This window comes from Achromobacter veterisilvae, from assembly GCF_900496975.1.
GTDB lineage: Bacteria > Pseudomonadota > Gammaproteobacteria > Burkholderiales > Burkholderiaceae_B > Achromobacter > Achromobacter veterisilvae.
In genome coordinates this window covers 1-18,923 of sequence record NZ_UFQC01000056.1, presented here as the reverse complement: position 1 = coordinate 18,923, position 18,923 = coordinate 1, and the positions used below count along the sequence as shown (strand labels likewise).

The 18,923-nt window shown below is 64.7% G+C and carries 20 protein-coding genes and 3 pseudogenes; 3 read left to right on the top strand and 20 right to left on the bottom strand.

Annotated features, from left to right (window positions below):
- Positions 1-116: 116 nt before the first annotated feature.
- The 6 genes and pseudogenes from AVE30378_RS30125 to merT form a co-directional block, all read right to left on the bottom strand.
- Positions 117-413, bottom strand: a pseudogene (locus tag AVE30378_RS30125) (DUF3085 domain-containing protein); the annotation flags it as partial.
- A gap of 33 nt (positions 414-446) precedes the next feature.
- Positions 447-965, bottom strand: a pseudogene (locus AVE30378_RS33185) (Tn3 family transposase); the annotation flags it as partial.
- A complete protein-coding gene (locus AVE30378_RS33180; RefSeq protein WP_003098931.1) occupies positions 929-1,444 on the bottom strand; it encodes a Tn3 family transposase in 516 nt (171 codons plus the stop codon). The pseudogene AVE30378_RS33185 and the gene AVE30378_RS33180, both read right to left, overlap by 37 nt.
- An 18-nt stretch (positions 1,445-1,462) precedes the next feature.
- Positions 1,463-3,151, bottom strand: a complete 1,689-nt coding sequence (gene merA / locus AVE30378_RS30115) for a mercury(II) reductase (RefSeq protein ID WP_003098932.1) — start codon at positions 3,149-3,151, stop codon at positions 1,463-1,465.
- A gap of 10 nt (positions 3,152-3,161) precedes the next feature.
- On the bottom strand, positions 3,162-3,449 hold the full coding sequence (merP, locus tag AVE30378_RS30110; protein ID WP_003116826.1) for a mercury resistance system periplasmic binding protein MerP: 288 nt from the start codon (positions 3,447-3,449) through the stop codon (positions 3,162-3,164).
- 12 nt (positions 3,450-3,461) lie between these two features.
- Complete coding sequence (gene merT / locus AVE30378_RS30105) at positions 3,462-3,812, bottom strand: mercuric ion transporter MerT (protein ID WP_003116827.1); 351 nt, start codon at positions 3,810-3,812, stop codon at positions 3,462-3,464.
- Between the two features lie 71 nt (positions 3,813-3,883).
- Between merT and merR the strand changes: the two genes are divergently transcribed.
- Positions 3,884-4,291 carry an Hg(II)-responsive transcriptional regulator gene (gene merR, locus AVE30378_RS30100; RefSeq protein WP_003098939.1) on the top strand — a complete coding sequence of 136 codons (408 nt, stop codon included), beginning with the start codon at positions 3,884-3,886 and terminating at the stop codon, positions 4,289-4,291.
- 261 nt (positions 4,292-4,552) lie between these two features.
- Here the strand turns inward: merR and AVE30378_RS30090 are convergent, their stop codons facing one another.
- The 9 genes and pseudogenes from AVE30378_RS30090 to AVE30378_RS30050 form a co-directional block, all read right to left on the bottom strand.
- Positions 4,553-5,377 (bottom strand): hypothetical protein, encoded by an 825-nt coding sequence (locus tag AVE30378_RS30090; protein WP_003098941.1) that lies wholly within the window; start codon positions 5,375-5,377, stop codon positions 4,553-4,555.
- Between the two features lie 288 nt (positions 5,378-5,665).
- Positions 5,666-5,944 carry a hypothetical protein gene (locus tag AVE30378_RS30085; protein ID WP_003116828.1) on the bottom strand — a complete coding sequence of 93 codons (279 nt, stop codon included), beginning with the start codon at positions 5,942-5,944 and terminating at the stop codon, positions 5,666-5,668.
- A 97-nt stretch (positions 5,945-6,041) separates the two neighbouring features.
- Positions 6,042-6,779 carry a DUF5983 family protein gene (locus tag AVE30378_RS30080; protein ID WP_003116829.1) on the bottom strand — a complete coding sequence of 246 codons (738 nt, stop codon included), beginning with the start codon at positions 6,777-6,779 and terminating at the stop codon, positions 6,042-6,044.
- A gap of 83 nt (positions 6,780-6,862) precedes the next feature.
- Positions 6,863-7,549 (bottom strand): hypothetical protein, encoded by a 687-nt coding sequence (locus AVE30378_RS30075; RefSeq protein ID WP_003116830.1) that lies wholly within the window; start codon positions 7,547-7,549, stop codon positions 6,863-6,865.
- Positions 7,550-7,731: 182 nt separating this feature from the next.
- Positions 7,732-8,124: a hypothetical protein gene (locus AVE30378_RS30070; protein ID WP_003116832.1), complete on the bottom strand. Its 393-nt coding sequence runs from the start codon at positions 8,122-8,124 to the stop codon at positions 7,732-7,734.
- 21 nt (positions 8,125-8,145) lie between these two features.
- Positions 8,146-8,358: a hypothetical protein gene (locus tag AVE30378_RS30065; protein ID WP_003116833.1), complete on the bottom strand. Its 213-nt coding sequence runs from the start codon at positions 8,356-8,358 to the stop codon at positions 8,146-8,148.
- A gap of 337 nt (positions 8,359-8,695) precedes the next feature.
- Positions 8,696-9,007 (bottom strand): hypothetical protein, encoded by a 312-nt coding sequence (locus AVE30378_RS33175; RefSeq protein ID WP_129246498.1) that lies wholly within the window; start codon positions 9,005-9,007, stop codon positions 8,696-8,698.
- 336 nt (positions 9,008-9,343) lie between these two features.
- Positions 9,344-9,844, bottom strand: a pseudogene (gene lspA, locus AVE30378_RS30055) (signal peptidase II).
- Positions 9,845-9,847: 3 nt separating this feature from the next.
- Positions 9,848-12,760 (bottom strand): heavy metal translocating P-type ATPase, encoded by a 2,913-nt coding sequence (locus AVE30378_RS30050; protein WP_003098961.1) that lies wholly within the window; start codon positions 12,758-12,760, stop codon positions 9,848-9,850.
- A 91-nt stretch (positions 12,761-12,851) separates the two neighbouring features.
- Between AVE30378_RS30050 and cadR the strand changes: the two genes are divergently transcribed.
- A complete protein-coding gene (gene cadR / locus AVE30378_RS30045) occupies positions 12,852-13,250 on the top strand; it encodes a Cd(II)/Pb(II)-responsive transcriptional regulator (protein WP_129246496.1) in 399 nt (132 codons plus the stop codon).
- 67 nt (positions 13,251-13,317) lie between these two features.
- Here the strand turns inward: cadR and AVE30378_RS32940 are convergent, their stop codons facing one another.
- Entirely contained in the window at positions 13,318-13,680 is a 363-nt protein-coding gene (locus tag AVE30378_RS32940; RefSeq protein WP_196495817.1) for a DUF3703 domain-containing protein, read from the bottom strand.
- 24 nt (positions 13,681-13,704) lie between these two features.
- On the bottom strand, positions 13,705-13,914 hold the full coding sequence (locus AVE30378_RS32935; RefSeq protein ID WP_014747696.1) for a sterol desaturase family protein: 210 nt from the start codon (positions 13,912-13,914) through the stop codon (positions 13,705-13,707).
- Between the two features lie 411 nt (positions 13,915-14,325).
- Between AVE30378_RS32935 and AVE30378_RS30035 the strand changes: the two genes are divergently transcribed.
- Complete coding sequence (locus tag AVE30378_RS30035) at positions 14,326-14,961, top strand: cation efflux transmembrane domain-containing protein (RefSeq protein ID WP_003098972.1); 636 nt, start codon at positions 14,326-14,328, stop codon at positions 14,959-14,961.
- A 723-nt stretch (positions 14,962-15,684) separates the two neighbouring features.
- On the opposite strand, the gene AVE30378_RS30030 is transcribed toward AVE30378_RS30035, so the two are convergent.
- The 3 genes from AVE30378_RS30030 to AVE30378_RS30020 form a co-directional block, all read right to left on the bottom strand.
- A complete protein-coding gene (locus AVE30378_RS30030; protein WP_003116834.1) occupies positions 15,685-17,715 on the bottom strand; it encodes a DNA topoisomerase III in 2,031 nt (676 codons plus the stop codon).
- A gap of 283 nt (positions 17,716-17,998) precedes the next feature.
- Complete coding sequence (locus tag AVE30378_RS30025; protein WP_003098976.1) at positions 17,999-18,439, bottom strand: single-stranded DNA-binding protein; 441 nt, start codon at positions 18,437-18,439, stop codon at positions 17,999-18,001.
- A 73-nt stretch (positions 18,440-18,512) separates the two neighbouring features.
- A partial coding sequence (locus AVE30378_RS30020) for a DUF3158 family protein (RefSeq protein WP_244235182.1) occupies positions 18,513-18,923 on the bottom strand: 411 nt, incomplete at its 5' end.

Genomic DNA, 18,923 nt, shown 5'->3' with positions numbered 1-18,923 from the left:
CGTTGTGGCCGGCGGGGCGTGCCTCGGCGGCTGGAGACAAACGCGCACGCGCGGCGATGGCGGCGGTGCGAACAAAAGAAGGCCCCCGATGCGGGGGCTGCGAGGCGGTTGCCGCGTCAGGCGGGAGGCACCACTGCTAAGGACAGGTGCGTGGCGGTGGCGGAAAGCACGAGATCGTCCGCCGAGTGCTGGAGGCGCGTGAACAGGCCGTCCTTCGGGTCGAAATACTCCGCGAAGTCATCGCCGCCCAGCTCGCGGCCGGCGAGGTGCCACCAGTCATCGAACGGGTCGGTGTCCGGGTTGCATCCGACGGCGTAGGCGAGCAGTGCCTGGCGCCCATCCGGGCGACGCTCCCCACGCTCGGCGAGGAAGTACACGCCCTGATCCTTGACCAGGACAATGCGGCACTGATTGGGGACGTCTCAGAAAACGGAAAAAATCGTACGCTAAGCCGGTTGCAGCGGTCGTAGCGGCCTGAACTTGCCCGCGCCGATCTTGGCGCTGCTGCGCCAGAGGTAATCGCCGGTCAGGTTGATGTGCTCCCAGCCCAGCGGCGACAGGTACTGCAACAGGGCGTCATCGACAGTCTGGCCGTGACCGCGTAAGGCGTTTGAGGCCCGTTCCAGATAGACCGTGTTCCACAACACTATGGCCGCCGTCACCAGGTTGAGGCCGCTGGCCCGGTAGCGCTGCTGCTCGAAACTGCGGTCGCGGATTTCGCCCAGCCGGTTGAAGAACACGGCGCGGGCTAGCGCGTTGCGGGCTTCGCCCTTGTTCAGTCCGGCATGCACGCGGCGGCGCAGCTCGACGCTTTGCAGCCAGTCCAGGATGAACAGCGTTCGCTCGATGCGGCCCAGCTCGCGCAGCGCCACGGCCAGGCCGTTCTGGCGCGGGTAGCTGCCGAGTTTCCTGAGCATCAGCGAGGCCGTCACCGTGCCCTGCTTGATCGAGGTGGCCAGCCGCACCTTGGCGTTGATCGCCTTGCCGGACGCCTGGAACTGCTGCTGATGCTTGTGCTTGGCAGCGTTGAACAGCTTGCCCAGGATGCGGTCGTGCAGGTCGATGATTTCGTCGGTGACGGTGGCCATGCCCTCGATGGCGAGCGCACCAGGGTCGCGTAGCGGCGCTGTGCCTCGAACTTGGCCAGATCGGCGGGCGTCATCTGGCCGCCTTCGCGGGCGATCTTGAGCAGGCGGTTCTGGTGCACCGACCGCTCGATGCCGGAAGGCAGGTCGAGCGCCTGCCAGGCTTTGAGGCGCTCGATGTGTTCGAGTATGTGGCGCGAGTTCGGCTTGACGGGCGACTGGCGCAGCCAGGCCAGCCAGGTCGTCTTGCCGTTGTCGTGGCGCTTGAGCAGATCGTCGAGGCGGTGCCGGTGGGTGGCCGACAGGGGATCGGACAAGGCCGCGTAGATGCGGCGGTTGGCGCGGCTGTAGGCGTTCATCGAACACCTCCCTTTTCCTCATCCGGCGCAACAGGACAGTTGCTTCACGTCCTTGTTGAAGGTCTGCGCCGCGAGCTTCAGTCCCTCGACCATGGTCAGGTAGGGGAACAACTGGTCGGCCAGCTCCTGCACGGTCATCCGGTGGCGGATCGCCAGCGCGGCCGTCTGGATCAGTTCGCCCGCTTCCGGCGCGACCGCCTGTACGCCGATCAGCCGCCCTGAGCCAGCTTCCGCCACCAGCTTGATGAAGCCGCGCGTGTCGAAGTTGGCGAGCGCCCTCGGCACGTTGTCGAGCGTCAGCAGCCGGCTGTCGGTCTCGATGCCGTCGTGGTGCGCTTCCGCCTCGCTGTAGCCCACGGTCGCCACCTGCGGATCGGTGAACACCACCGCCGGCATCGCCGTCAGGTCCAGCGCCGCGTCGCCGCCGGTCATGTTGATCGCGGCGCGCGTGCCGGCCGCCGCCGCCACATAGACGAACTGCGGCTGGTCGGTGCAGTCGCCGGCAGCAAAGATGTGCGGTGCGCTCGTGCGCATGGCGCGGTCGATGACGATGGCTCCCTGCGCATTGACTTCGACGCCTGCCGCTTCAAGGTTCAGGCTGCGCGTGTTCGGCGCGCGACCGGTGGCGACCAGCAGCTTGTCGGCGCGCACTTCCCCCTGCCCGGTGGTGAGCACGAATTCCCCGCCCGCATAGGCAACGTGGCTCGCCTGGGTGTGGTCCAGCACCTCGATGCCCTCGGCGCGGAAGGCGTCTGTTACGGCTTCCCCGATGGCCGGGTCTTCTCGGAAGAACAGCGTGCTGCGCGCCAGGATCGTGACCTGGCTGCCCAGCCGGGCGAAGGCTTGCGCCAACTCGACCGCCACCACGGAGGAACCAATCACGGCCAGCCGCTCGGGGAGCGAGCTGCTTTCCAGCGCCTCGGTGGAGGTCCAGTGGGGTGTGTCCGCAAGGCCCGGGATTGGCGGAAGCGCCGGGCTCGCGCCGGTGGCAATCAGGCAGCGGTCGAAGTTCACCTCGTGCGTGCCGCCGTCAGCGGTCGCCACGGTCAGCGTGCGCGTGTCCCTGAACCGGGCCTCGCCGCGCAGCACGGTGATGGCCGGAGTGCTTGCCAGGATGCCTTCGTACTTGGCATGGCGCAGCTCCTCGACGCGGCCTTGTTGCTGGGCCAGCAGCCGCTCGCGCAGTACAGCGGGCGCTGCGGCCGGCAGGCCAGCATCGAACGGGCTTTCGCGGCGCAGGTGGACGATGTGCGCGGCGCGGATCATGATCTTGGACGGCACGCAGCCGACATTGACGCAGGTGCCGCCGATGGTGCCGCGCTCGATCAGCGTGACGCGGGCGCCTTGCTCCACGGCCTTCAAGGCAGCCGCCATCGCCGCGCCGCCGCTGCCTATCACAGCCACGTGCAGCGCTTGTTCACCGCCAACATGCTTCGTTTCGCCACCGAGCCAGCCCAGCGCCTTGTCTAGCAGGCCGGCAGGCTTGTTCGGCGTGTCGGTAAGCCGTGCGCGATAGCCGAGCGTGGCCACTGCGGCAACCAGCGGGGCCACGCTCACGCCTGCATCCGCCTCGATTTCGGCCTGCCGCTGCGGATAGGACACCGAGGCCGCGCGCACGCCGGGCACGTTCGTCAAAGCCTGCTGGACGTGCTCGGCGCACGACGTGCAGGTCATGCCTTCGATGTGGAGGGTGATCGCCTCGGCCATGATTACGCCCTCACTGCTTGACGCTGGACGGGTAACCCGCGTTTGCGGTGGCCTTGGTCAAGGCGTCGGCATTGGTCTTGGCCTCGTCGAAGGTGACGACGGCCTCCCGCTTCTCGAAGCTGACTTCGGCCTTCTCGACGCCGGCGACCTTGGACAGAGCCGTCTTGACCGTGATCGGGCACGCGGCGCAGGTCATGCCGGGCACCGACAGGGTGACGGTCTTGGTGGCAGCCCAGGCGGGCGCGCTTAGAGCGGCGGCCAGGGCGATGAGGGTGGTGAGGGTGGTGAGTTTCTTCATGGTGATCTCCTTTCAGTAGAACAGCGGCAGGACGTAGGGAAACGCGAGGGCAACCAGAACCAGGGCGGCCACGATCCAGAAGATCACCTTGTAGGCAGTCCGCACTTGGGGCACGGCGCAAACGTCGCCGGGCTTGCAGGCATGGGCTGGTCGGAAGATGCTGCGCCAGGCGAAGAACAGCGCGATGAGCGCTGCGCCGATGAAGATCGGCCGATACGGCTCCAGCACGGTCAGGTTGCCGATCCACGCGCCAGAGAAGCCGAGCGCGACCAGGACAAGGGGGCCGAGGCAGCAGGCCGAGGCGAGGACGGCCGCGACGCCGCCGGTCGCCAGTGCGCCGCAGCCGTTCTTGGGTTCCGACATAAGGTTCTCCTTCCGGGACTTCGCTTGATGCTGTAACGTTACTTCCGTAGTCAACTACGGAGTCAAGCGCCATGGAGAACGCTCAAGAGAATCTGACCATCGGGGCCTTCGCCAAGGCAGCCCGGGTCAACGTGGAGACGATCCGCTTCTATCAGCTCAAGGGCTTGCTACCCCAGCCGGAGCGGCCCTACGGTCGCATCCGCCGCTACGGGCAGGCGGACGTGGCGCGGGTGAAGTTCGTGAAGTCAGCCCAGCGCCTGGGATTCAGCCTGGATGAAGTCGGCCAGCTCCTGAAACTGGAGGACGGCACCCATTGCAGCGAGGCGGCCGAACTGGCTGCTCACCGGCTGGCCGATGTGCGCGCACGCATGGCGGACCTCACGCGGATGGAAGAGGCCCTGTCGACGCTAGTGAGAGAGTGCAACGCGCACCATGGCAATGTTTCCTGCCCGTTGATCGCAGCTTTGCATTGCTGCTAAAGGGCCCACTTCGGCTCTTAGCGTACGATTTTTTTCCGTTTTCTGAGACGACCCCTGATTGGCGATGGCTTCGGTCAGCACGGGGCGCAGGTCAGCGCCTTTGAATCGCAGTGACATGGATGAAATCTCCTGTGTGGAAGAATGAGAAAGGCCTCCATCCGATGGGATGAAGGGCCTGTAGTGCACGCGGCCGGAACGGCTGGAACGCCGTGGCGGATGCCTCGGGTCAGCCGCAGGACCGCCCGGTTTCGCTGCGGGGCGTCATGCCGGGACGGCCTGGCGCTTGCGGGCCGCTTTCGCGTCGAGGATGCTCACGTCGATCTGGCGCCAGCGCCCGTCGTCGATGAGCCTCTCCAGCACTTCGCCGAGCATGTCGAAATACACCTCGTCGTGCCGATCGACCAGTTCGACCGATTCACCGTTCTGACGGTGCAGTTCCACCACGTAGGTGTCTCCGCCGCGGTCGTAGAGGATCGTCACCCGGCCCTCGAACTTCGCGGTCGAGACCGTGAAGCTGATCGCCGGCGGGGTCTCGATGATCTTGGAGGGCGTGGGATCGACCCAGGTGAAGTCGCGGGCACCGGCATCCACCAGCATGTGGGTGATGCGCCGGAAGCGATCGGGGGCCGGCATCTCCTCCAACTGCTCGATGAGCTGGCCCAACTCCATGCACTGCGGCGTGGGAATGGGCAGCTTGGCCGGCGCCGAGCCGAGGATGTGCCTCGTGATGGTGTACGGCGTGCCGTCCGAAGTCTCCTCGGTGATGACCTCCGGCGTGTCCGCGCGCAGTCCGTCGAAGCGACGACGGGCATAGGGTTGGACATGCACCTTGGCGCCTTCGGCAGGAACCGTGGTCACCAGGCTGGGATCGAGCACCGCGAACTCGGAAGGCTTGAGCTTGACGACGATGGCATCGTCGGTCGCGGCGACCACCTTGCCGTCGAAGGGTTGGGGGTCGATGGCGAAGCCCAGCGTTGAGGACAGCGGCTGATCATCGAACACGCGGTACTTGAACGACCGCACGTTGCGGGGCACATGGCCTGCGACCAGCGAAGGCATCATGGATTTGATGAGGGAACGATCCATGGGGAAACTCCTTGAGGAAAAACAAGGGATTCCCCGCCCGCAAGGGAGAGGTCCCTTGTGGGTGGCGTGGATGGACGCGGTAGGTCCGTAGGAAGAAACGACCAGCACGGTTTCCCGCGCTTGCAGCCTCGAAGGTCTCGACTGCCTGGGCATGTGCCGGCAACGCCGACGAACATGGGGCAAGCATGGCCCTGGGGCGGTCTGCCTGCCCGCAGGAAACGGCACCGCACCACAACCGTTTTCCTGTGCTGCGGGCAAGAAAAAGCCCCTCGAAAGGGGCTGGAGGAATCAGGCTTGGTACACGAAGTAGTGCTCGCGCTGACGCGGAAAGAACACGTGTTTCCACGTGTCGCCGCTTGTGTTGCCACCGTCGAAGACGACCATTTCGTAGTCGTCCACGTCGGTGTCCACCAGGTCGGCGCTGGCGATATGGCGCATGTGCAGCGTGCCGCTCATGCGCTCGAATACCAGGATCTGGCCGATGGCATCTTCCTGGCTCATGGCGTTGACGCAGGCTCCGAGTTGGTGCTCGAAGTCGGATGCGGGTGTGATGAGGTCGGGGAACATGGGATCGCTCCTGTGAAAGTGCGCCGGCCCGGCTCTCTGGCGGGAGACCGGGCCGGCATGCGGTGAGGACAAGGAAGGCCGGGGATGTGTGTGGCAGCTATTCGCCGGCCAGCGATAGGCCCGGCAACACGGGTGCGTCGGCATCGAGGATGAGGATGCGCACGTCGGCCTGGCCGGCCAGTTCAAGGATCTGTGCCAGCTCGTCCGGCATGCCCTTGCTGCGGTGCTCCTGCCGAAGCTGCTCGGCGGCGATCCCCTCGACGTCCTGCAGGTGCTGGTCCGTCCAGGGCGTGGAGATCAGCTTGACGCCGATCGCCGGGCTGTAGGGAATCCGGAACGCGATGAACAAAAAGGCCTCCGGCGTCGCGAGGTCAGCCAGGTTGGCCAGGTACTGGCCGGTTTCGCGGCTGATGTGCGCGCTGCTGATTTCCCAGCACCGGCTGTAGTAGCCGGTCTCGAAGCTCAACCGCTGCACGACTTCCCGTGCGGCCTCGGCCGAATAGGTGTCGCCAATGTGGACGGGGCGGCCGTCGAAGTCGTCGCCGTGGATCGCGTACACCACGGCACCCACCATGCCTTCGCCGCTGCCCCCTTCAGCCGCGTCGCATTCGGCGATCAGTGCGGCGCCGACAGGTTCGGTGCCAGTCCTGACCACCGCGAAGTCGCTGGTGATGATGCAAGGAGAAGAAACCAGCGCCGCGTCGCAGAGGTGCTGCTGGCTCGGGTGGATGTTTCGCCAAACATGCGGGCTTCCGTCCTCGTAGCTGATGGACAGCGTGCGGACGATTTTCAGATTCCAGTAGCCGCGTAGAAAGGGATTGGGATTCTGGGACATGGGATTTCTCCAACAGAATAATGATGGAGCAAATCCCCGCCACCGGGAATTGACCCCGGTGGGTGGAAAGAAAGGAAACAGCGTCAGGTGACGCTGATCGTTGGCGTTTGGGCCAATCGCTCGGCGACGCGCCGGCGCAAATTCATGCGGAATGGCTCGTCGCTGACGCCCGCCAGCAGATTGATGGTCTCCAGCGCGATCAGGGCCGAAGCCTCTTCGATGTCGGCGGCCACAATGGTCTTGCGCAATTGGTCGCCGAGCTGGAGGGCCTGGGAGGAGGAGCTGATGAAGCGGACCTCGCGGCTCAGGTAGCAGCCGTTGCCGCCGAACTCGAACAGCCGCGGCTTGCTGCAGTACCAGCAGCCCTCGAACTGGATGGCGGTCAGGTGGTGCCCGTCATCGAACCGGGTGGCGATCAGAAACAATGCGTCGAGATCGGCGGTGTCCTCGAACGAATGACGGTCGATCAAGTTCCCCAGCTCTTCGTCCTCATCGGCACGGAAGTGCACGGCGAGCAGTTCGAGCAGCGGCGGGATCGACAGCCCTTCGTCGTCCGGCATCGGAATACCGAGTTGCGTGGCCAGGTCTTCCAGGCCATCGAGCACGTCCGGCCATTGCGGATTGGTGGTCTCGGCGATCTGGGCGATGTAGGCCTGCCCGTTGCCGGGGTGGCTCTCGTCCAGCGCGAAGGCGCCGAACAGCGCCTGGATGACGGGCGTCACACGGTCGAGCACGAGAACGCCGGTGGCTTCGTAGTAGTTGTTGGCCATGAAGGCTCCTTTCGATGAATGAACGGAGCCAGCCCTTGCGGACGATGGCATCCGCAGGGGAAACCGCCTGATGCCGGATGGCGCTGGGCGGGGAGAAAACGCGAGGGACATGGCCTCGAACGAGGCGCATGTCCCTCATGGGGTCCCGTGAACGCAGTGATGAAGGTGTGCCAGGGACCGGCTCACCAACCGCTGTAGTTCAGCAGCAGGTCGGCGATCACCTGGCGACGTTGCAGATCGAGACCATCGAAGTCCGACAGTCCTTGGAAGTGGCAGCGCTTGAGCATGGCACCGCCCTCGCGCGCGTTGTAGAAGCTGAACATGGCGGACAGGAACATGCGTTCCCCGCTGCTCAGGACGCCGAGTGCGTCGTTGGCACGCAGCATGTCGGGACGCAGATCCCACTTGCTCTTTGCCTGGTTCAGGCCTTCGCGCGTGCCGTCGCCAAACCATTGCGGGCCTGCGATCTCGACGCCGCGCTTCCAGACCTCGAAGAAGGCTTGGGGCGCGGCGGCGAAATGCTGCTCTTCCCGCATGATCTGATCGACGACTTCCTGGGGCAAAAGCTGGTTCATGACGTGGTTCCTCCAGTTGGATCAGGGTGTGGCGAGCTGGGACCAGCCGCCTCTTTCGAGGGCACGTTGAGCCGCGGCATAGCTGCGGAAGTACTGGCAGGATTCCCGCGAAACGGGACCTTCTGTATCGCGCGTGCCGATGTAGTGGCCGGCGGCGCTATGCAGGATTTCGAGCGGCAGGAACTTGCCGCAATGGATCAAGGCCAACTGGCCGAAAGAGGCTTGCTGGGACATGGACGGGCTCCTTGGAAAAAGCGGGGCCTCGTCCCTCACGGGATGGCAGCTCCCGCACGCGGTTGAGAAAAAAGCATCGGCGTCACGGGTGACGCGCGTCCGCAGACTCGATGCGATGGCGGACTGGCGGGTAGCGCGGAAAGAATCCGCGGCAGCCTGGAAACTCTGGCTGCTGGCATGGTGCTGACGAATCAGCGACACATGCGGGCAGCTTCATGCGCGAGGCGAGCCGCGTCAGCCGGAAATCGGCATTTGCAACAGCCCCGATTGGCGAACGCGGAAAAAAGAAAGCCCCGCAATAAGTGCGGGGCTGTCAGGAGGATGAGGCGAAACTGGGTCAGCGAGGCCTGTCGCCCAGTACATGCTGCTTCCACAGGGCGAATGCCTCGTCCGGTCCCAGCTCTGCGAGGATGACGATGGGCTGGCCCCGACGGGCACGCAGCGATGCGAAATACGCTGGCCGGTCGGCGATGGTGTTGAGCTTGATGCCCTTTAGGAACAGCAACTGGCGGGGGCGAACTTTGGTGGTAACGCAGGCATGATTGCGCTTGTTTGGGGCAAAAGGGCCAGCCAAGCGGGCGGACACGGCCAGAAAACCGCGACGAACTACTTGTACTTGCCAGGCGAGGCGAACGGGTGACATCAGCATATCGCTATGCGGTAAAGAAGACCGTCCTAAAGCTTGCAGGATCCCGGCATAGCTTCATCATCACCTCTCCGTGACGGCTCATTGGAACGAAAAAGGCCAGCATCGCCGTGATGGACTTTCATAATTGCCAGGTCAACTGGCTTGCGTGCTGTTTATTCACAGCAAGGCATTGCGACGTCGTTGCAGCAATCGCCGCCATCGCAACAGGGCGTTGCAGCAAAAGCGGCGGTGGGCGCTAGCATGAGGGCCAAGCCGCGGCCGCTCATGCTGGGGGCCGTTCTCTTCAGATTGGTGTCCTGCACCGTGTGCATTGCGAATTTCCGGATCGTCCCAATGTCACTGGGACTCCTTTGTGGCGGCCGGGTTCTCCACGCTCATGAACGACTGGGCCACCAGCGCGATCGCCCCGCCCACGATGGCCATGTCAGCGATGTTGAAGGCGGGCCAGTGCCAGCCGTGCAGGTGAAAGTCGATGTAGTCGATAACGTGCCCGCGCGTGGCGCGGTCGAACGCGTTGCCCAATGCGCCGCCCAGAATGAGGCTGTACTAAAGGCCTTCCGTTTTGCGCAGCGGCCGGGAGAGCAGCCATGCGAGCCATGCCGATATTGCGAACGCGATCGCCAGAAAAAACCACCGCTGCCAGCCGCCCGCGCCAGCAAGGAAGCTGAACGCCGCGCCGGGATTGAGAGCGTGAACTAGGTTGAAGAATGACGCCACCTCGTGCGACCAACCCAAGGGAGTTGTCGCGTCAATGTAGCTCTTAGCTGCCTGATCGCCGGCGAATATAACGATCGCGAGTGAGTACCACTGCGTCTTGCGAAGAGATGGTTCATCCATTGTTCATGCCGCCTTGAACTTCAGGAGGCGCAGCCCATTGACGACAACCAAAAGACTTGCCCCCATGTCAGCGAACACAGCCATCCACATGGTGGCATGCCCTGTGAACGTCAACGCAAGGAACACCGCCTTGATGCCAAGGGCCAGAACGATGTTCTGCGTGAGGATCGCCGCAGTGCTACGCGACAGCCGGATGAAGGCGGGGATCTTGCGCAGGTCGTCGTCCATCAGGGCGACGTCGGCTGTTTCGATCGCGGTGTCGGTGCCGGCCGCGCCCATGGCGAAGCCGATGTCGGCACGGGCGAGCGCGGGCGAATCGTTGATGCCGTCGCCCACCATGCCCACCTGGCCCTCGCCGCCGACCAGGCTTTCGATGGTCTTGAGCTTGTCTTCGGGCAGTTGGTCACCACGGGCTTCAGAGATTCCGACCTGGGCAGCGATGGCCGCGGCCGTGTGCTGGTTGTCCCCCGTCAGCATCAGCGTGCGCACACCCAGCGCCTGCAGGTCGGCCACCGCCTCACGGCTGGTTTCCTTCACGGTGTCGGCCACTGCAAAAATGCCGAGCACGGTCGCATCGTCCATCAGCAGGATCGCTGTCTTGCCTTGGCGCTCCAGGGTCTCCAGCCGAGCCTGGAGCGTCGCTTCGCTCAGGCCCAGCTCCTGGGCGAGCCTGTGGTTGCCCATGTGCAACATGCGCCCGGCGACGCGGCCGCGCACGCCGCGGCCAGGCAGCGCCGCGAAGTCGTCGACCTCGTGCAGCGCGATGCCGTCACGGTTCGCCTTGCGGGCGATGGCCTGAGACACAGGATGGTCCGAGCGTGCCGCGAGGCTTGCGGCCCAGGCGGCAACTTCCTGCGCCTCGCCGATCAGCGGCACGAAGTCGGTCTGCTCGGGCTTGCCATGTGTGAGTGTGCCGGTCTTGTCCAGGGCCAACGCCTTGAGCTTGCGCCCGCCCTCCAGGTAGACGCCACCCTTGATCAGGATGCCGCGTCGGGCGGCAGCGGCCAAGCCGCTGACGATGGTGACCGGCGTGGAGATGACCAGAGCGCAGGGGCAGGCGATCACCAGCAGTACCAGGGCCTTGTAGACCCAGTCAAACCATGCGCCGCCGAAGGCGAGCGGCGGCACGACGGCAACCAGCACGGACACCGCGAACACCGCCGGCGTGTAGACGCGGGCGAACTGGTCGACGAAGCGCTGCGTGGGCGCACGGCTGCCCTGCGCGGACTCCACGGCATGGATGATGCGCGCGAGCGTCGAGTCGCTGGCGCCTGCGGTCACCTTGTATTCGAAAGAGCCGGTCTCATTGATGGTTCCGGCGAAGACCTGGTCACCTTCGGCCTTCTCGACGGGCAGGCTCTCGCCGGTGATGGGCGCCTGGTTGATGGCCGATCGACCCGAGGTGATCAGGCCGTCCAGTGCGATGCGCTCGCCAGGACGCACGCGGACCACCGCGCCCTTTGCGACCTCCTTGGCCGGCAGCTCTGTCCATGAGCCATCGGCCTGCCGCACGGTCGCGGTCTCGGGCGCCAAGTCCATCAGCCCCCGAATGGCGTTGCGGGCGCGGTCCAGCGACTTCGCCTCGATCACTTCCGCCAACGCGAACAGGAACATGACCATGGCGGCCTCCGGCCAGTGGCCGATCGCCATGCCGCCGGTGACCGCGATGGCCATCAGGGCGTTCATGTTCAGGTTGAGGTTCTTCAGCGCGATCCAGCCCTTCTTGTAGGTGCTGAGGCCGCCGGTGAAGATCGAAACCAGTGCCAGCACGATCACGGCCCAATGATTGCCGTCGTTGACCCAGTACACGCCTTCGGCGGCCACCGCCGCAACGCCCGAAACCGCCATCGGCCACCAATTGGTCTTGTGCGCGGCCACCGGGGCATCGCGCGGCTCATCAGTCCTCTGGACCTCGGCTTCCATGCCCAGCGATTCGATGGCTTCGACTGCCGGCTTGATCGCGTCGGGTGTGTGCCGAACCGTGAGCGTGCGCTGCATCAGGTTGAAATCCATTCCCTGCACGCCCGGCATGCCTTGCAGCTTGCCGCGGATCAGACTTTCCTCGGTCGGACAGTCCATCTTCGCGATGCGAAGTACCGTGGTGGCTGTCTGCATGTCCTGCCGCGCAGCCTGCATTCCAATGGAAGCAAGCGCCTTCTCGATCGGCGCTGAGGTCGCCAGCGTGTGCTGGACTCCCAGCACACGCTGCATCAGATTGAAGTCGAGCGCGGTCACACCCGGCAGCTTGCCCAGCCGGTCGCGGATCAGCGCTTCTTCCGTCGGGCAATCCATGTTCTCGATCCGGTACGTCACCCGCTCGCCGATCGGCGGCGCGGAAACGGCAGCGGTTGGTTGCTGCTGCAGGGCCGAGGATGGGATCACAGCCGCGGCTTCGATCGGCCCCGTGTGGCCGAAGGTCTGCTCCTTGGCGCGCATGCCGATCGAGGCCAGGACCTGCTCCATCTGCGCGCGTGCCTGAGCGAGGTGTTTCACCGACAGGGTGCGCTCAGCGAGGTCGAAGTCGAGGTCCTGAATTCCCTCGACTGCCCCGAGGTGCGAGCGGATGAGTTTCTCCTCGCTCGGGCAGTCCATGTTCTCGATGCGGTAGGTGGTCGACACGGCGGCGTCTCGGACAGCCTGAGCCTTCATGCCCACCGAATTCAGCGCTTGCTCCAAGGCATCGGCCGAGACTTCGCGGTGCGAAATGGTCAACAAACGCTGCGGAAGATCGAACAGGAGCCGCTCGACACCGGGCATGCCCTCCAGCGTTCGCCGCACCAGTGCTTCCTCATTGCGGCAATCCATGTTGCTCACGTGGAAAACGGTGGTTTCAGTGCTGGCCTGCTCACTGGCGCACGCCGTCTGTTGGCCATTGCCGCCGGAGCAGGCGCATGGGCTGGAAGGTTCTTTGTTCATAGATCGCTCTTCATTGACAAGGTTTTCCCCGGATGCCATCATTAGAAAACCTCTAGTAGATATAGAGTCAAGTTTTTTATAGGAAGCAACCATGATGCGGATCGGTGAACTGGGCAAGAAGGCAGATTGCTTGGTGCAGACCGTGCGCTTTTACGAGTCAGAAGGCTTGCTGCCCGAGCCTGCACGTAGCGAGGGCAACTTCAGGCTCTATGACGAAGTCCATTTGCAGCGCTTGCTGTTCATCCGCCGCTGCCGGGCGAAGGACATGACGCTGGATGAGATCCGTCAACTGCTGAACTTACGGGATCGGCCAGAGTTGGGCTGCGGCGAGGTGAACGCGCTGGTCGACGCTCATATCGCGCAAGTGCGGACCAAGATGAAGGAATTGCGCGCCTTGGAGCGCGACTTAATGGATCTGCGACGCTCCTGCGATAGCGCCCGAACCTCGCGCGAGTGCGGCATTCTCAACAGCTTGGCCGAGCCCGCCTGAAGCTCGAGCGTGTCATCGGTGCTGGAAGTGATCGGGTCCAGTTCTGAGAGCCACGTGCCGCGCTCCATCATGCGAAAGCGCGCGATTCTGACGTTTTGAGACGGCGTGCGACCGAGGGCGTGGCCCACAGGAGCCAGCGCGAGCCGGACGACCTGCGCGCCGCAATCTCCGCCACCTTACGGGTTCTCCAGGCCAGACCGAGCATCGCGGCGTGGCTGCGCAGGTGCAGGTGCAGGCCAAGGTAGCAGTGCGCCACGACGCGGCCCGACTCATGGGCACGCCACGCAACTCGCGATCGCTTCGCAAGAAGCCGCAAGGCCCGACTCGCGCAAGAATGCGACGTGGGCAAGATCGTATAGCCAGCAGCGCAAGCGTTTGCCGCTGCTGGCCGGCTCCGGAAGGGATAGACAAGCTGCGGGCCGTAGTCCATTGGAAAGTCCATCTTTCTTGAGTGTCACTCTTTGGCGCCCAGCGTGTGCTTTTGCGACCGGAAAGCGCTGAACAAGTGGCCCCCGGGCATCCAGAAATCGCCGTAGTTGACTTGGGCGTCTTCGTGCTCACGCTTGTGATGCCAGCGATGGGCTTCAGCCACCCCGATCAACAATCCCAACGGCCCGACCCGGTATCCCAGATTGGAGTGCTGGAAGGCCAGATGCACGACCAAGAAGCCGAGCCATGCGCCGACGGCCAACCACAGCTTGGAACGCCGCTACTGGCTCAACGGGGAGTGGAAAGGCCGCCCGCCCTCTAGCAAGGCGGCACAAGCGAGCGCGACGATCACTGTGAGTAGCTCCGTCGGAAAAGACGGCCGGCCGGTCGCGAGCTCGCCGAAGAGCACAACCGCAGTGGCGCCACGGATCAGTGGATAGCAGCCATACCGGATGACAGTCGCAATGAAGGGGGCGCATTGGTGCTCATCTGTTCTGTCCTAAAGCTCTGACTGGATTGGAAAACCTTCTAGCTACGGTAGAGTCAAGGGCGTCCGGGAAGACCCTGTGGCAAGTTCGTTGCATCTGCGCCTTGACTCTCCAGCCGCTACAGGCTTCAGCATCCATCGATTTGGAAGGAACAATGCATGGCTGAAAACCACAGAAATCACGAAAACGACGAGTTGGGCCGCCTAGATGCGAGCGATGCGAAGGACCGAAAGATTCTTCTGACTGTGTTGCTGATCAACCTGACGCAGTCCGCCGCCGGCATTGCCCTTGGCATCTGGGCTGGCTCTACGGCGCTGATGGGCGCCGGGTTGGACAACCTCGCCGATGCGTCGGTCTATGCGGTTAGCCTGTATGCCGTCGGTCGTGCGGCAACGGTCAAGGTGGGCGCGGCCCGCTTGTCGGGTTTCTTGCTAATCGGCCTGGCCGCGCTGCTGCTGTTGGAAGTCCTACGCCGCTTCGCTGGAGGGGAAGAGCCTGTCGGCCCAGCCATGATGGCCATGGCCGCGCTGAACGCGGCTTTGAACCTAGTGTGCCTCAGACTACTGCGCCGCCATCGCGGGGAAGATGTGAACTTCAAGGCGTCAGCGATCTTTACCAGCAACGACTCCATCGTCAATGGTGCGATTGTGCTGTCCGGGGTGCTGGTGATGGGGTTCGGGTCGAACATCCCGGATCTGGTGCTGGGCGTCATCGTGGCCGCAATCGCAGCGAATGGGGGGCGGGAAATCCTGCGCGAAGCATCGGAAACAGCTCGCCGTAAGGCGGGCACATAAGGCATGTTTTCGCCCAGTTCATCCCGAGGTTTACCTCTGCAAAAGAGGTAGTCCAGCCTTTGGGCTACGGCCTCGGCTGCAGCCGAGCGTACCATTGGCGATGGCCGCGCGATAGGCGGGCATGCCGTTCTCGACCTCCGTCTGCCGTACAGCAGCGGTGCGCAAGGTTGAGGGTGCATGTCGTCTCTCCTGTTCGTGTGGCCCAGGCCAATGGCCGGGCCGGGACGTTGATGGGCAGGAGAATGGCGCCGAAGGCCCAACGGCCTTCGGCTCGGGAGAAAAGAGGAACCACCCGTGGGCTGATTGGCAGGCCCGGTCGTCGCTAGAACCGTCTGCTCATCAAGCAATCACACCCGGCCCATGTCGTGGCTGGGGCCGGCATCGTCTGGCGCACATCCGCGCACAAAGGGAGCCCGTTTTTGCACCGGCGGGCACCGGCACCGATTACCGCTGACCACGAAGGGTCTCCCGGTGGCTCGTGCAGCCTGGCAAGCCACCGGGAGACCCTTCGCAGAGGGCGGAAGAAACGCAGATCAACAGAACGCGCGTGGTGCGGCTCGCAGAGAAGCTACCTTCAGGTCCCGCGGCCGGGGACGGCTGGGCGGGACGCGCACACGGATCAAGAAGGCGTTGCGCGCTGGGCGTCCCGCAGGGCATGCGGCGGAGTGCGGGACAGGGGCCACGCCGCCGAAGGCGGGCACGGCTCACGGGGAACGGGGGCGGTCAGGAGCCTTTGCGGCCGCTACGGCGCGGGCGCGAGGCGCCGCGCTTGGAGCTGCCGGATTCGACTGGCAGCGTGCCTTTGCAGTCCGGGTAGCGGCTGCACGACCAGAACGGGCCGCTCTTGCCGCTGCGCTGGCGCGTGGGTGCGCCGCACTGCGGGCATGCCGGCCCTTGGGGAACCTTGATGGACAGGGAGGCGCTGCCGTACTGCGCAATCAACTGCGAAATCCACGCGGCCTGCTTGCCGATGAACACGTCCAGGGTGAGCTGTCCGGCCTCGATCATGTCGAGCGCCTGTTCCCAGACGGCGGTGGTGCCAGGGTCGGCAATCGCCGCAGGCACGGCATCGATCAAAGTGAAAGCCGCATCCGAGGCGCGGATGGCGCGCCCCTTCTTCACGAGGTAGCCGCGAGCGATCAGGCCGCCGATGATGTTGGCCCGCGTCGCTTCGGTGCCGATGCCAACCGTATCCTTGAGCTTCTGCTTCAGGCGGGGATCGGACACCAGCTTGGCGACGCCTTTCATGGACTTGACCAACTCGCCTTGCGTGTACGGTTTGGGCGGCAGCGTCTTGAGTGCCTTGAGATCGACGTCGGCCACCTGGCATGCCAGGCCCTCATACAGTTTCGGCAGCGCGGGCAGCACCTGGGCGCGGACCGCAGTATCGCCCTCGCCATCACCGTCTTCGGCCTGCGGCTCGGCGAGCACCTGGCGCCAACCCGGGATGACAACCTGCTTGCCCGTGGCCGCCAGGTTCTGCCCCCCGCACGAAAACTTGGCCACAGTGCGGTCGAACTCGTGGTGAGGGAGGAACTGCGCCAGGTAATGCGACCGGATGAGCCTGTACACGGCCAGTTCCTTCTCGCTCATGGCGGAGAGCTTCGCCGGTTCGAGCGTCGGGATGATGCCGTGGTGCGCCGTGACCTTGCCATCGTTCCAGGCGCGCGAGCGCTGCGAGCGGTCGAGCTGGCCCATGATCGAGCGCAGCGAGGGATCGGTCTTGAGCAGGCTGTCGAGAACGGTGGGCACTTCGGCAAACATGCTCTCGGGCAGGTAGCCGGAGTCCGAGCGGGGGTACGTCGTGGCCTTGTGCGTCTCGTACAGGGCTTGGGCAATCTCCAAGGTTTCCTGCACGTCCAGCCCAAGCTGCTTGGAACACACTTCCTGCAAGGTGCCCAGGTCGAACGGCAGCGGCGGGCCTTCGCGGACACGCTCAGTCTCCACCGACACGACGTGGGCACTGCCCGCAGCGCGGATCTGCTGCATGGTCTGCTGTGCGACCGGCTGCCGCAGGCAGCGGCCTGCGTCGTCGGTGCACGCATCGGGTGGAACCCATTGCGCGGCGAAAGTCGAACCGCCTGCGAACAGGGACACGGCGATGGCCCAGTATGGTACGGACACGAAGCGCGCGATCTCGCGGTCGCGGTCCACAACGAGCTTGAGCGTCGGGGTCTGTACGCGGCCGACCGACAGCACGCCGTCGTAACCCGCCTGTCGCCCCAGCACCGTGAACAGCCGGCTCAGGTTCATGCCCACGAGCCAATCCGCACGGGAGCGCGCCAGCGCCGAGTGGTACATCGAAAGCGTCTCGGCCGAAGGCCGCAGCTTGCCCAGTGCCGCCCGAATGGACGCATCGTTGAGCGCCGACAGCCACAGGCGTTCGATGGGGCCGCGGTAGCCGCAAAGCTCCACGATCTCGCGGGCGATCAATTCGCCCTCGCGGTCGGCATCGGTGGCGATAACCAGGTGAGTCGCCTTCGCCAAGAGCGCCTTGACGACCTTGAATTGCGTGGCGGTCTTCGGTTTGACCTCGACCCGCCAGTGCTGGGGAATGATGGGCAACTGCTCAACGGACCATCGTTTGAGCTGCTCGTCGTAGGCCTCGGGCGGCGCCGCCTCCACGAGATGGCCGATGCACCAGGTGACCGTGACGCCGGAACCGTTGAGGCAGCCTTCACCGCGCTGCGTGGCGCCGAGAATCCGGCCAATGTCTTTGCCCTGGGAGGGCTTCTCGCACAAGAACAGCCGCATATCCGTCCATCCCGATTCCTGTTGTTCATGGAGTTGCTGGGATCGAGGATGCCGAGCGCAGCCCCTGGCAGCAGCAAACAAGCCGCATGCGGCAGCGACCGCTTTCACGCCGATGAAATGGCGAGTGCGGGGAAGGTGCGTGGCCGGAAGTGTGCGGGCCGAGAGCCGCGATTTCCGGGAGCGCGCGTGGAACTCGGTGGACGTTGGTGGAGCTATCCCCTGGGGATAATTCGCAGCGCATGGAGGGCGGCGAAGCACTGCGGCAGCCGCCCTCCATGCCCGATCACTTCCTGCGCTTGGTCTCTTTCGGCGCCGTCGATTCCTGGGTGGCCTGGGGCTTCGGCTCTGCCTCCTGTGGCTTCGGGCTGAGGGCCACAGACTCGATGCGGTACGGCAGGATGCCGACACTGCGCGCGTTGACCTGCCAAGTCTCACGCGGCTGATCTTCGTTGTCCGTCCAGGGGTCGCGCTCCATGCGGCCGACGACCAGCACCCGCATGCCCTTCTGGTAGAGCTGCTGCCAGCGGTCGGCGTCGTGGTGCCAGAGTTCCACCGGCGCCCAGAAGCCGCCGCGGTCCTCGAACTCGCCGCCCTTGGTGGGGACGGGGTTGTCGAAGTACACGTTCAGCCGGAGCAACCGGCGAGGATCGTCGTTGCCATTGGGGAATTCGCGGTACTCGGGAGGCGATCCGATGTTGCCCTCGCCGATGAATTGTGTGCTCATGTTGGAATCTCCGTGGTGGTTGAAATACCCGTGCCTCGTTGGGCTCGGGCGCGTGCTCGGATGGCAGGCGCAATCACCGATCGCGCACTGCGGCAGGAACGGACGCGAGCCGGCGCAGGTAGGTGTTGTCCGCCTGCGCGGCCTTGCTGGCGCATTCCTGTGCTTGCCTGCCCAGGGTGTGCAGCAGGCTGATCTGCATGTTCAGCATGACGCGCTGCAGTTCGATCTCGTGCAGGTCGTGCAGCAGGTTGACCGGCGTGCTGGGGCTCGCCATCAGCTCCTGCCACAACGCCACGCCCATGGCCGATCGATCGTGCTTGCGCCAGCGAAGAAAGGTCGTGCCTGCGCCAGTGGTCTGCTGGGCCAGCTCGACGGGAAGCAGGTGGAAGGGATGCCCGCACGCCTGTGGCAGCACCTGTCGCTGCGCCAGGGCAATCAACTCGTCGCGCATGGCGAAGCACTGGCTGGCCCAGGCCTCGAAGTC